This window comes from Tenacibaculum sp. MEBiC06402 (assembly GCF_049239625.1).
Classification (GTDB): domain Bacteria; phylum Bacteroidota; class Bacteroidia; order Flavobacteriales; family Flavobacteriaceae; genus Polaribacter.
In genome coordinates, this window is record NZ_JBMKKT010000097.1 from 341,525 (window position 1) to 353,744 (window position 12,220).

13 protein-coding genes are annotated in these 12,220 nt (G+C 30.2%); 6 read left to right on the plus strand and 7 right to left on the minus strand.

The window, feature by feature from the left end; genetic code table 11:
- Window positions 1-5: 5 nt before the first annotated feature.
- The 3 genes from ACOSP6_RS11420 to ACOSP6_RS11430 are packed head-to-tail and all read right to left on the minus strand — an operon-like array spanning window position 6 to window position 1,522.
- Window positions 6-614 carry a low molecular weight phosphatase family protein gene (locus tag ACOSP6_RS11420; protein WP_422093286.1) on the minus strand — a complete coding sequence of 203 codons (609 nt, stop codon included), beginning with the start codon at window positions 612-614 and terminating at the stop codon, window positions 6-8.
- 32 nt (window positions 615-646) lie between these two features.
- A complete protein-coding gene (locus ACOSP6_RS11425; protein WP_422093285.1) occupies window positions 647-979 on the minus strand; it encodes an ArsR/SmtB family transcription factor in 333 nt (110 codons plus the stop codon).
- Window positions 980-1,015: 36 nt separating this feature from the next.
- Window positions 1,016-1,522, minus strand: a complete 507-nt coding sequence (locus tag ACOSP6_RS11430; RefSeq protein WP_422093284.1) for a flavodoxin family protein — start codon at window positions 1,520-1,522, stop codon at window positions 1,016-1,018.
- A gap of 147 nt (window positions 1,523-1,669) precedes the next feature.
- Between ACOSP6_RS11430 and ACOSP6_RS11435 the strand changes: the two genes are divergently transcribed.
- From ACOSP6_RS11435 to ACOSP6_RS11460, 6 genes are all read left to right on the plus strand, one after another.
- Window positions 1,670-2,524, plus strand: a complete 855-nt coding sequence (locus tag ACOSP6_RS11435) for a PPK2 family polyphosphate kinase (RefSeq protein WP_422093283.1) — start codon at window positions 1,670-1,672, stop codon at window positions 2,522-2,524.
- Between the two features lie 9 nt (window positions 2,525-2,533).
- Entirely contained in the window at window positions 2,534-3,370 is an 837-nt protein-coding gene (locus tag ACOSP6_RS11440) for an exonuclease domain-containing protein (RefSeq protein WP_422093282.1), read from the plus strand.
- A gap of 1 nt (window position 3,371) precedes the next feature.
- The gene (locus ACOSP6_RS11445; RefSeq protein WP_422093281.1) at window positions 3,372-3,857 is read left to right on the plus strand and encodes an ABC transporter ATPase; all 486 of its coding nucleotides are present in this window, start codon (window positions 3,372-3,374) and stop codon (window positions 3,855-3,857) included.
- A gap of 87 nt (window positions 3,858-3,944) precedes the next feature.
- Complete coding sequence (locus tag ACOSP6_RS11450; RefSeq protein WP_422093280.1) at window positions 3,945-6,866, plus strand: glycoside hydrolase family 3 N-terminal domain-containing protein; 2,922 nt, start codon at window positions 3,945-3,947, stop codon at window positions 6,864-6,866.
- On the plus strand, window positions 6,859-7,413 hold the full coding sequence (locus ACOSP6_RS11455) for a Crp/Fnr family transcriptional regulator (RefSeq protein ID WP_422093279.1): 555 nt from the start codon (window positions 6,859-6,861) through the stop codon (window positions 7,411-7,413). The genes ACOSP6_RS11450 and ACOSP6_RS11455 overlap by 8 nt, the downstream gene beginning before the upstream one ends.
- Before the next feature lie 60 nt (window positions 7,414-7,473).
- Entirely contained in the window at window positions 7,474-7,992 is a 519-nt protein-coding gene (locus ACOSP6_RS11460; protein WP_422093278.1) for a GNAT family N-acetyltransferase, read from the plus strand.
- Window positions 7,993-8,003: 11 nt separating this feature from the next.
- Here the strand turns inward: ACOSP6_RS11460 and ACOSP6_RS11465 are convergent, their stop codons facing one another.
- The 4 genes from ACOSP6_RS11465 to ACOSP6_RS11480 all read right to left on the minus strand — a co-directional run bounded on the left by ACOSP6_RS11465 (window position 8,004) and on the right by ACOSP6_RS11480 (window position 12,209).
- Entirely contained in the window at window positions 8,004-8,642 is a 639-nt protein-coding gene (locus tag ACOSP6_RS11465; protein WP_422093277.1) for a DUF4159 domain-containing protein, read from the minus strand.
- Between the two features lie 424 nt (window positions 8,643-9,066).
- The gene (locus tag ACOSP6_RS11470; RefSeq protein ID WP_422095722.1) at window positions 9,067-10,107 is read right to left on the minus strand and encodes a helix-turn-helix domain-containing protein; all 1,041 of its coding nucleotides are present in this window, start codon (window positions 10,105-10,107) and stop codon (window positions 9,067-9,069) included.
- Between the two features lie 279 nt (window positions 10,108-10,386).
- Window positions 10,387-11,091 carry a 16S rRNA (uracil(1498)-N(3))-methyltransferase gene (locus tag ACOSP6_RS11475; protein ID WP_422093275.1) on the minus strand — a complete coding sequence of 235 codons (705 nt, stop codon included), beginning with the start codon at window positions 11,089-11,091 and terminating at the stop codon, window positions 10,387-10,389.
- Window positions 11,091-12,209, minus strand: a complete 1,119-nt coding sequence (locus ACOSP6_RS11480) for a GTP cyclohydrolase (RefSeq protein WP_422093274.1) — start codon at window positions 12,207-12,209, stop codon at window positions 11,091-11,093. Before ACOSP6_RS11480 ends, ACOSP6_RS11475 begins: the two co-directional genes overlap by 1 nt.
- Between the last annotated feature and the right edge of the window lie 11 nt (window positions 12,210-12,220).

The window sequence follows — 12,220 nt, forward strand, 5'->3', positions numbered from 1 at the left end:
ATTGTTTAATTTAATTGAGATAAAACGTAATACATTTCTGATGCGATTTGATTACTTCTTGTTAAATAAACTTCACTCTGTTTATCTGTATTGTCTGATGTTTTTGGATCTTCATATGTAATAGGAATTCTAATTTCTGAACCAGCCACAAAAGGACAACCTCCATCCGCTTCCGAACAAGTCATAATTGCAGCAAAACCTGAATTTGGATTGAATTCGTTATCATATTTTTTAGAAAAACCAATTACAGGTAGTGATTTAGGATTGTATTTAATAGCGTAAATCGGATTTTGTTCGAAGCTTAATTGTTGAATTTCGAACCCTTGATTTTTTAAAGTTTCAACAATAGGTTTAGCCATTGCAGTAGCTTCAGTTCCTCCTGAGTAAGTTGTGATAGTATCAATATTGAAGTGCTTAGCAAGAGTTTGCATCCAAATTTGCCCCAAATGACTTCTTCTAGAGTTGTGTGTACATATGTAGTTAATACTAATATGCTCATTATTATTTATCTTCTTTTGTAAATAGGAGAGAAGTGGTGTTAAGACTTCTTTTCTTTCTTCCGAAATTGGTAAGGATGAAATGCTTTTTATTGTTTGTTCTAATCTTTTGTTCATTGTAATATTACGATTGAATGATTTAAATTTTTTTAGCAGCAATTATTCTTTGCATCTGAAAATATTGAAAGGAATTGTTTTAAAACGGAATTGATTTCACTCCATTTTTCTTCATTTAAACAGTAACAAATACTTGTTCCTTCAATCGTTCCTTTAATGATGTTTATTTTTTTTAATTCCTTTAAATGTTGAGAAATAGTAGGTTGAGCCAAGCCAATTACTTCTACTAAATCTCCACAAATACAAGTTTTAGACTTTGCTAAATATTCCAAAATTGCAATACGAGCAGGATGGCCAAGTACCTTAGCGATACTAGCAATTTCATTCTGCTCCCGACTAAATATTTCAGATTTAGTTAAACCCATCTATTAATTATTATATTGCAATATTACGATTAATATTTAAATTAAACTGTTTTTTAGCTGATTTAATTTAACTTTAGCTGCTTCAGCTATTTCATTATTACTAAAGAAAACATGTGTATCACCTATATATTCCATTCCCAAGTATTTTGCACTTTCCTTAAAAGGCATCTCAAAACCTTCTCTTCGGTCGTCTTCTGCCGAATTACTAATCATGGCCATTTTTTTACCTCTTAGTTTTCTTCCTATCTCCTTTTTGTAATGCAGTAGGTCTGACATGCGATCAAAAAAGACTTTTAAAATTCCACTCATAGTGTACCAATAAACAGGTGTTGCAAATACAATAGTTTCATACTTCTTAATAATTTCTTCCATTAAAGGAATAAAATCATCGTCTTTGTTTTCAAAATTATAATTAAAATGACCTATTCTTTTATCTAATAATTCGATTACGTCGAAATCAGAGTTTGTATTCAGGTAGTTAATTACTTTTTTGGTATTTCCTTCAAATCTGGAACTTGCTTTAATAATTACTGTTTTTTTCATCACGGTTTTAATTTAGATTTTTAAAAGTAATTATGCTTTGAGTTAATTTTAATTAAAATTAATTGCTAAAATTGATAGGATTCAAGGTAAAATCGATTAAAAAAAGCATATATTTTTATACATTTATGCTATAATTCGAAAATGCAGATGGATAAAAATAAATACAAGGTTACTAAACCAATTGAACTTCATAAAATTCCGACGCAAGAACCAATTGAAGACGCTGAAAAGAAATTAAAAAAAGTTAGAAAAAAAATTGCCGATTTACAAAATACCATGTATGCTGAAGGCAAATACAGTGCTTTAATTTGTTTACAAGGTATGGATACCTCGGGGAAAGATAGTTTAATTCGTGAGGTTTTTAAGCAGTTCAATGCACGAGGTGTAGAAGTACATAGTTTTAAAGTACCTACTGAATTAGAGTTAAAGCATGATTTTCTTTGGAGACATTATATAGCGCTTCCAGCAAAAGGAAAAGTGGGTGTTTTTAATAGAACACATTACGAAAATGTTTTGGTAACTAGAGTTCATCCCGAATATATATTTGCTGAAAATATTCCTAAAGTTAAAAGTCTTGACGACTTAAACGATGCATTTTATCACGATAGAATGGAAAGAATTAATCAATTTGAAAATCATTTAGTCACAAATGGAATGATTGTATTGAAGTTCTTTTTACATCTTTCTAAAGAAGAACAGAAAAATAGATTGTTAAGAAGACTCAATATTCCTGAAAAGAATTGGAAGTTTTCAGCTGGCGATCTAAAAGAACGCAAACTATGGGATAAATATCAAGAGTTTTATGAAGACGCTATTAACAGAACTTCAACCGATTATGCACCTTGGTTTGTTGTTCCGGCAGATGATAAACCTACTGCTCGTTTTATTGTAGCTAATACCATTTTCGAAGAATTTAAAAAGTACAATTTTGAAGAGCCGGTTTTAGAACCAAAATTAATGGCGAAAATAGATGAGTTCAAAGCTCAGTTAAACAATGAATAAATTACCTAAATGGAGTTAAATCTAACAAAACCTATTGTGTTTTTTGATCTGGAAACAACAGGAATTAATATAGCCACAGATCGAATTGTAGAAATTTCAATATTGAAAGTGTTCCCAAATGGAACTCAAGAAAGTAAAACTTGGTTGGTGAATCCAGAAATTGAAATTCCTGCGAATGTTACTGCTGTTCATGGTATTACGAACGAAAAGGTTGTTAATGAACCTACTTTTAAAGAATTAGCAGAAACAGTAAATACATTAATTGGCGATTCCGATTTGGCAGGATTTAATTCAAATAGATTTGATATTCCTCTTTTAGCGGAAGAGATGTTGAGAGCTGGTATTGACTTTGATATGGAAAATAGAAAGGCGGTTGATGTTCAGGTGATTTTTCATAAAAAAGAACAAAGAACTTTAAGTGCTGGATATAAGTTTTACTGTGGAAAAGATTTAGAAGATGCGCATTCAGCAGAAGCTGATACAATGGCTACCTACGAAATTTTGAAAGCTCAGTTAGATAAATATGAAGATATAGAGAATTCTGTAGAAGCATTAAGTGAATACTCTGCTCATACAAAAAGAGCTGATTTTGCTGGTTTTATTTTATTCGATGATGAAAAGAAAGAGATTTTCTCTTTTGGTAAATATAAAGGAAGAAGAGTAGAAGATGTTTTAAAAGAAAATCCAGGATATAACTCTTGGATTCAGCAAGCTGATTTTCCATTATATACTAAAAAAGTTTTGCGCCAAATTAAAGAAAGAATGTCTGCAGAGAAAAACCCAGCAGATACAATGACAGATGAAGAAAAGCTTAAGGCTTTACAACAAAAATTTAATTTAAGATAATATGTACGTATCATACAACGAATTACCTAATACTTCTAGAGTTTGGATTTACCAAGCAAATCGTGAATTTACTCAAGAAGAGGTTGAAGTTATTTCAGCTAAAGCTATTTTGTTTATAGATCAATGGACGAGACATGGAGATGATTTAAAAGGTTCATTTACGATTAAGTACAATCAGTTTTTAATAATTGCTCTAGACGAAAGTTTTAATAATGCATCAGGTTGTTCAATCGATGCTTCTGTGCGATTTATAAAATCTTTAGAAGATGAATTTGCGATTGATTTGATGGATAAATTGAACGTTTCATTCAAAGATGGAGAGCGAATTAATATCGTAAAACTATCAGATTTTCAAGAGTTTGCTAAAGAGAAAAAGATAAACTCGGATACGATAGTATTCAACAATATGGTAAATACTAAAGAAGATTTCGAAAATAAATGGGAAGTTTCAGCGAAAGAAAGCTGGCATAACCGATTTTTGGTATAACTATTGTTTTTAAAATTATAATCCCTGCTACTTTGATTTAATAACTAGAGATGAAATCTCAATTATAAACCTGCGTGTAAGATTTTTATGAAGAAAAGAATACTATTTTTAATGACTACGTTATTTGTTGTTGTTGCACAAGGACAGCAAGTTGACCCGTTAAGAGCTGAGCAATACATACTTCAGAATGAATGGGTAGATAGCATTGTCAATTCTATGACGATTGAAGAAAAAATTGGTCAATTGTTCATGATTCAGGCGTATTCGAATAAAGATGCTTCACATGAAAAGTTTATTTCAGAAATGATTACCAAATATCATGTTGGTAATTTAATTTTTATGAAAGGAACACCTCAAAAACAGGTTCAATTGACCAATAAATATCAAAATTTAACATCAAAAGTACCACTGCTAATTGGCTTTGATGGAGAATGGGGTTTAGACATGCGCTTAAAAAATACATATCGTTTTCCTTGGAATATGACTTTAGGAGCCATAAAAGACAATAAGTTATTAGAGCAATTGGGAGAACGCATCGGAGAGCAATGTAAAAGAGTTGGAATTCATGTTAATTTTGCTCCTGTTGTAGATATTAATACAAACCCAAACAATCCAATTATAGGAAATAGATCATTTGGAGAATCAAAAGAAAGCGTAGCTGAAAAATCTATTGCTTTTACCAAAGGAATGCAAGAAGCGGGTGTTTTAGCAAATGCAAAACACTTTCCTGGACATGGAGATACAGCTACAGATTCTCATTTGACACTACCGACGATTAATTTTTCTGAAAAACGAATTGATTCAATCGAGCTTTACCCGTTTAAAAAACAGTTCGATGCTGGTGTAGCGAGTGTAATGACTGCTCATTTAAGTATTCCATCTTTAGAGATGAATTCAAATTTACCATCCTCGTTATCAGAGAACGTAGTAACAAATCTTTTACAGAATAAACTCGGGTTTCAAGGACTAATCTTTACGGATGGTTTAAATATGAAGGGAGCCGCCGATTATGCAACTCCGGCTGAAATAAATCTTGCCGCGTTTAAAGCAGGGAATGATGTATTGTTAATTCCCCAAGATGTGCCTGCTACAATTCAATTATTTAAAACTTCCATAGATAAAGGGGAACTAACAGAGGAGAGGTTAGATTTCTCCGTTCGTAAAATCTTAAAAGCGAAATATCTGGTAGGATTAACTAGTTTTAAACCAATTAAAGAAGAAAATCTTTTAGAAGATTTAAATACTGTTGAAGATGAATTACTTCATAGAAAGTTGTTGAAAAATTCAATAACTGTGGTGAAAAACAATTTTAATACCATTCCATTAAAAAACCTAGAGCAAAAAAAAGTTGCTTATGTAACTTTAGGTGATGACTCTGGAGAGCATTATGCAAGTACTTTAAAAAAGTATATGAAGGTTGATGTTGTTTCAGCTGAAAATTTAGGAAGTTTATTAGAAAAACTTAAAAAGTATAATTTGGTAATTATTGGTTTTCATAAATCGAATAAAAACCCATGGAAAGGATATAAGTTTTCGAATAAAAATTTGGTATGGCTTCAAGAGATTGCTAGAAATAACGAGGTGATTTTAGATGTTTTTGCAAGTCCTTATAGTTTGCTTCAGATTAAAACGTTTAAAAATATTGATGGTGTAATTGTTTCTTATCAAAACAGTAAACTTTCTCAAGAGCTTTCGGCCCAAGCCTTATTTGGAGCGTTTGATATCAAAGGAAAATTACCAGTTTCTGTAAATGATGATTTTTTGGCTGGACAAGGTATTGAACTAAAATCACTAAAAAGGTTAGGTTATACTATTCCAGAAGAGGTAGGGATGTCCTCAAAAAAATTAGAATCGATTGACAGATATATTGATACAATTTTAACTGAAAAAATGGCTCCAGGAGGTCAAGTTGTTGTAGCAAGGCATGGAAAGGTTATTTATAATAAAAGTTTTGGATATCAAACAGATAAAAAGAGAAGAAAGATAAAGGATTCGGATATTTATGATTTAGCATCACTGACTAAAATTTTAGCAACATTACCAGTAGTTATGAAGTTGGAGGAAAACAAAAAATTATCACTTTTTTCTGATTTAGATAATTTATTACCATCCTACAAAGAGAGTAATAAGGAGGCTTTAAATTTAAAGCAGATATTATCTCATTATGCTCAACTTAAATCGTGGATTCCTTTTTATATTCAAACATTAGATTCAGTAACGGGTAAGGTTTCCAAAGAGCTTTACAGAAAAAACAAGTCTAAGCACTTTAATATTAGAGTAGCTAAGAATTTATATCTTAAAAGTTCATATATAGATTCAATAAAAAGCTTCATTATTGATTCAGAATTAAGAGAACGTGAAGGTTATAAGTATAGTGATTTGGGCTACTATATTTTAAAGGATATAGTTGAAAGAAAATATAATAAATCATTAAACGAAGTTGTTCAAGAAGAGTTTTATAGATCTTTAGGTTTAAACAGAACGTCTTATCTACCTCTGAAAAAGTTTAAATGGACAGAAGTTGTTCCTACCGAGGAAGATGATTATTTTAGAAACCAACTATTACGAGGATATGTTCACGATATGGGAGCAGCAATGCAAGGTGGAGTAGGAGGTCATGCGGGTTTATTCGCAAATGCGAATGATGTTGCAAAAATTATGCAGATGTATTTACAAGACGGTTATTACGGAGGAGTTCAATATTTACTACCAGAAACTATAGAAAAGTTTAATAAACGCTATTATTCTCATGTAAGAAATAGAAGAGGTTTAGGTTTTGATAAACCTCAGATTAACCCAAAAGAAAAACCTACTTGTGGTTGCGTTTCAGATAGAAGTTTTGGTCATAGCGGTTTTACAGGAACTTATACATGGGCGGATCCAGATACGGGTATTTTATTCGTATTTCTTTCAAATAGAGTTTATCCAACTATGAAAAATAGAAAGCTAGTAAAAAGTAACGTAAGAACTAAGATTCAGAGAGCTATACAAGAAGCAATAATTGATTAATACCGAACGCTTGAAATCTTATCAGCAATTAAGGGAACACATTTATAACGAAGGAATTTTAGTTAATAAAGGGACCTTTAAAAGAGATGAACTCATAAAAGCTGCTGGAACAATAGATACAAATGTTTACTTTATTAGCTCTGGAAGTGTAAAAGTTTACTTTTTAAATAAAGAGGAAGAAAGGATACTTTATTTTGGCTATGAAAATTCCATTATTACAGCATTAGATAGTTTTATTGCAAACAAACAATCAGAGTTAGAGATAAAGGCAATTAAAAAAACGGAAGTTTATTGTTTATCTAAAAAAGAATTTGAAAGTTTTTTAAATTCAAATATAACCTACATAAAACTATGGAATAACGTTTTAGAAGATCTTGTTTTGTATCATTTCAATAGAGAAAGAGCGTTATTGTTAAATACTCCTAAAGAAAGATATAACGAAGCCTTAGAGAGAAATCCTGAGATATTTCAAAAAATACCACATAGGCATATAGCTTCTTATCTAAGAATGGCACCAGAAACGTTAAGTAGATTAAAAAAATCATGACTTGAATCAATGTTTATTGTTGTTTTCTAGTGTTATTTTACAAACAGTTAAAGAACGTAAATGAAAGATTATACTATTAGATTAATAACACAAAAGGATGCTGTTGGTTTTTTTGATTTATTACAGAGGAATAAAGCGAGATTAGATGATTATTTCGCTGGAACTATGAGATGTACTCAAACACTTCAGGAAACAGTCGATTATTGTAAAAATATTGAAGAAAAAATCGTGAAGAAAGAGTATTTACCTTATCTAATTCTGAATGATGAGAATAATCTTATCGGTTTCATAGATTTTAAAAATATCGATTGGAGTATTCCTAAAGCCGAATTAGGAGCTTTTATAGACATGAGTTTTGAAGGAAGAGGTATTGTGACAAAAAGTTTTAATTATCTTTTAGATGAAGTAGTTCGTATTCATCAGTTTAAAAAACTTTATTGTAGAATAGCAGATGAAAATACAAGAAGCGTTCAACTCGCTATTCGTTGCGGCTTTAAATTAGAGGGCGTAATTACCAGAGATTATAAAACAACAAAAGGAAAATTAGTTGATTTAAATTATTACGGAAAAATAATATGAAAGATTAAAAACTAATTTTTAAAAGCGTATTCAATAATATTAGCGCCCATTTTTAGGGCTTTCAATCTAATTTCTTGTGGATTGTTATGCACTGTTTGATCTTCCCACCCATCACTTAAGTCGCTTTCAAAGTCATAAAAAACGACCAACCTTCCTTCATAGAAAAGCCCTAATCCTTCAGGTGCTTTTTTATCATGTTCATGAATTTTAGGCAACCCATTTGGAAAAGAAAAAGTTTGGTTGTATATGGGATGATTCTTAGGAATTTCTTGTAAGGTGAGTTTGGGAAAAACCTTTTTCAGTTCTCTCCTAATGTATTTATCTAATCCGTAGTTGTCGGAAATATGAATAAAGCCTCCTGAAATTAAGTAGTTCCTTAAATTTTCGACATCATCATTATCAAAAAACACATTTCCATGACCAGTTAAAAAAAGGATGGGATAATTGAAGATATCGATACTACTTGTGGTTACAGTTGCGATGTTGCTATCGATAGATGTTTTACAATATTGATTGGTAAACTTTATTAGATTCGGCAGGGAAGTTGGGTTTGCATACCAATCACCACCACCTTGATATTTTAGAATTCCGATTTCTTGAGCAAAAATACTACTGGTTATAAAGAGAAAAAGAAAAGTTATTTTTTTCATCTAATAATTTTTATGCAAGATAGGATAATTAAGAAATAAAAAAAAGCACCATTCCCTTCTCAATGGTGCCTCTTTGTTCGTGAAGTAAAGTAGTAAATAATAATCCCTAAAATATATTTACTGGTTTATGTAAGTTCCAGTACAAATGTAAGTAGATGAAAAACAACGAGACTCCTAAAACATCTAATTTGGATGATTTAGGACAACTTTATATAAAAAAAACACTGTAATAATACAGTGTTTATGCTTTTCCCTCTTCATAGAGAGACTTAATACCTCTCTATATACTTTAAAATCTGATTAAATAGTAAAATTGTACAATAAATAATTGTCAAATTTTATTATTTAATTAATTTCAAAATTATAATACTGAACTAAATTGAAGTCCAGAATCATCCAATTTGGATGTTTTAGGACTGAAATTTTATCTTTCGCTTTGTTTTTTTATATGATTATTTTTAAAAGCAAGTGGAGTCATTCCTGAATGTTTTTTAAAAACATCATAAAAGGCAGATTTAGAATTAAAACCTGATTCTAAACCAATTGAAGCTATTGTATAACTTTCATATTTATAATCGAGCAAAAATTTTTTAGCTTGATTTACACGCATTTCATTAATATAATCGACGAAACTTTTCTTTGCGTTTCTGTTAATTGTAGCTGATAAGGTGCTTGAACCAATATTTAAGTCACTTGATAAGTTTTGAAGTGTATATTTTGGGTGTAAATAAATTTTTTCCGATTTGATATACTTATCAATTTCTAAAAATTGTGGTTCAAACTCATTTTCATTAGGTTCAGAAATATTCTCTTCTTGATTATCTAAACCACTTTTTTCAATGTCTAAATCTTCACGAATGTTTTTTCTTTCTTTCAGGATACGTAAATATTTTAATCCTTGGTAACCCAATATGAAAATTATCAGTGTAGTTGAAATCCTTAGAGGATAGTAAGAGTATAAGAACCCTGTAAAATTTAAACTAAATTTAATGACTAGGGCAAAAACCCATAAAACATATACAAGTAGCGTAAGTTTGAAAAAATTATAAATCCACTTTAAATTATCATATGTCAAAATTTTGGTAAATAGTTTCTTTTTTCCTTTAAGAATATAAAATGAATAGGCAAAAACAGAAATGGAACCAATGAAACTAATCAACTCCTCAATTGAAGTATATCGTTCGTAGACGTAATTTAATTCTTCTTTGGTGCCACCACCTAAAGAATATGTTAATACAAAAGTTATTTGAGCAACACATAAAACCACAAAAACAACGATGAAGTACTTGAGTAATTTTCTAGACCTCTCATAAATATCTAAGTAATTAATCAGAAATGCATAGAAAAACGGTGCACTTAAAAAATGCCAAGGAATCTGAATGTAATCCAACATAAATCTATGTTGAAATAAATTTCTTTCTAATGCCCACGATTGAATATTGTTCAGAGAAATAGTCAATATCATAAGGTTTAGAAAAAGCAAACTTTTGTCTTTACCATATTTAGAAAAAAACATGATAAAACAAAGTGCAAATCCGTGAATCGCACTTAAAAGCAAGAACATGTTAAAAAAGTCTGCAGTGCTCAAAGTATATTAGTAATTAGGTTGTTTATTGACACTTAAATTTAACAAAATAATTACAAAATGGAGGTGTTAAATATGTAATTATCTACAGCTAAAACTAAGGATTTGATAGTTAAATGTAACTAAAATAGATTGAAATTACAATTAATTTGAGTTGATTTAATGTATGAAGTTTATACTATGCACTGCTACAACACCAGCTGTTTCAGTTCTTAATCTGCTTTCCCCAAGAGAAATTGGAGTGAACTTTTGAAGAATCGCATTTTGAGTTTCTTTTATCGAGAAATCACCTTCAGGGCCAATAAGAATAACAATTTTATCACCTTTAAAATTAAATGACTTTAGAGATGTTTTCTCGCCTTCATTACAATGAGCAATAAGTAAATTCTCTTCGGTTCTATCTTTTATAAAATCCTTAAAGTGGGTTAACTCATTTAACGCAGGAGCGGTGTATTTTAATGATTGTTTTACTGCTGAAAGAAGAATTTTTTGAAGACGATCAATTTTCACAACTTTCCTCTCCGAATTATCACATATTATTGGTGTTATTTCATCGATTCCGATTTCGGTAGCCTTTTCAATGAACCATTCTAAACGATCGATATTTTTTGTTGGAGCAATGGCTATATGTAAATGATAGTTCCATTCTTTTTCTTTGAATTGAACATCAATAATTTTAGCCACGCATTTTTTATCGCTGTCTATAATTATTTCAGCCGAAAATAAGTACCCTTTACCGTTGGTGATTTGAAGAATATCCCCTTGTTTTTTTCGAAGTACTTTAATAATATGACGACTCTCTTCTTTATTAAAAAGTACTTCTTTTGTGTTTTCGGTAATAGTTGGATTAAAAAATAGTTGCATTATAAATCTAATCGATAAGTTCTTCTTCTTTTATGAGTTCTAGGGTTGAATTGCGACCATAATTGGTGAATAGCAATATTATCCTCAAGCTCAGGAGTTCGGATACAATTTTTAATACCTTTTTCGCCAAATGTTTTATGAAACTCCTCAAAAATTATCGCTGTAACTCCTTTGTTCTGATAAGCAGGATCAACACCAATTAAATAAAACGTAACATCTTTTGAGGATTTTCTGGCACTCAGTAAATGAAAAATCCCAAATGGAAATAATTTTCCTTTTGCTTTTTGTAATGCTCTGGAAAAAGAGGGCATTACAATGGCAAAAGCAACTAATTTTTTATGCTCATCAACCACAAATTTAATATATTCTGGATTGATGAAACTGATATATTTTTTCTTGAAATATTGTATCTGAGCATCCGAAATAGGAACATAAGTAGAAAGTTTTGAATATGTCTTGCTAAATAATTCAAACATTTCATCGACATACGGCATTATATCTTTTGTTCTTGTAAAATTCAATTCGGTTAGCTTGTACCTTTTTTTAAGAATTTTACTAGCCTTTACGTGTCTTTCAATCTTAATATCTTTATAAAGAAATTTATTTTCTAAATACTCTTTTTCTTTCCTGAAGCCAAGTTGTTCTATATGATCTTTATAATATGGATGATTGTACCAAGTAATCATAGTACCAATTTCATCAAATCCTTCAATAAGAACCCCAGTTTTATCCAGATTATTAAAACCAACAGGACCTTCAATATATTCAAGATTGTTTTCTAACGCAATCTCTTTTACTTTATCTAATAGAATTCGAGTTACCTCAATATCATCGATAACGTCAAACCAACCAAACCTCATTTTTTTTATGCCTTGCTGTTCTACTTCATATCGATTAATAATTGCGATAACACGACCGACTATTTTATTGTTTCTTAAAGCGATAAAAAAGCGAGCATCGGCATTCTCGAAAACGGGATTCTTGGTTTTGTCAAAATTAGCTACTTCATCGTTTATGATTGGAGGCACCCAGTACTTATTGTCTTTATATAAGGAAAAAGGAAATAAAACGAATTGCTTTATCTCCTTTTTTGTATTTATTTCTTTTAGTTGAATCATATTACAAAAGT

What these genes read in the sequence shown, in the direction of transcription:
- ACOSP6_RS11420 (WP_422093286.1), bottom strand. Translation starts at nt 614, where the DNA reads ATGAACAAAAGATTAGAACAAACAATAAAAAGCATTTCATCCTTACCA.
- ACOSP6_RS11425 (WP_422093285.1), bottom strand. Translation starts at nt 979, where the DNA reads ATGGGTTTAACTAAATCTGAAATATTTAGTCGGGAGCAGAATGAAATT.
- ACOSP6_RS11430 (WP_422093284.1), bottom strand. Translation starts at nt 1,522, where the DNA reads ATGAAAAAAACAGTAATTATTAAAGCAAGTTCCAGATTTGAAGGAAAT.
- ACOSP6_RS11435 (WP_422093283.1), top strand. Translation starts at nt 1,670, where the DNA reads ATGGATAAAAATAAATACAAGGTTACTAAACCAATTGAACTTCATAAA.
- ACOSP6_RS11440 (WP_422093282.1), top strand. Translation starts at nt 2,534, where the DNA reads ATGGAGTTAAATCTAACAAAACCTATTGTGTTTTTTGATCTGGAAACA.
- ACOSP6_RS11445 (WP_422093281.1), top strand. Translation starts at nt 3,372, where the DNA reads ATGTACGTATCATACAACGAATTACCTAATACTTCTAGAGTTTGGATT.
- ACOSP6_RS11450 (WP_422093280.1), top strand. Translation starts at nt 3,945, where the DNA reads ATGAAGAAAAGAATACTATTTTTAATGACTACGTTATTTGTTGTTGTT.
- ACOSP6_RS11460 (WP_422093278.1), top strand. Translation starts at nt 7,474, where the DNA reads ATGAAAGATTATACTATTAGATTAATAACACAAAAGGATGCTGTTGGT.
- ACOSP6_RS11465 (WP_422093277.1), bottom strand. Translation starts at nt 8,642, where the DNA reads ATGAAAAAAATAACTTTTCTTTTTCTCTTTATAACCAGTAGTATTTTT.
- ACOSP6_RS11470 (WP_422095722.1), bottom strand. Translation starts at nt 10,107, where the DNA reads ATGATATTGACTATTTCTCTGAACAATATTCAATCGTGGGCATTAGAA.
- ACOSP6_RS11475 (WP_422093275.1), bottom strand. Translation starts at nt 11,091, where the DNA reads ATGCAACTATTTTTTAATCCAACTATTACCGAAAACACAAAAGAAGTA.
- ACOSP6_RS11480 (WP_422093274.1), bottom strand. Translation starts at nt 12,209, where the DNA reads ATGATTCAACTAAAAGAAATAAATACAAAAAAGGAGATAAAGCAATTC.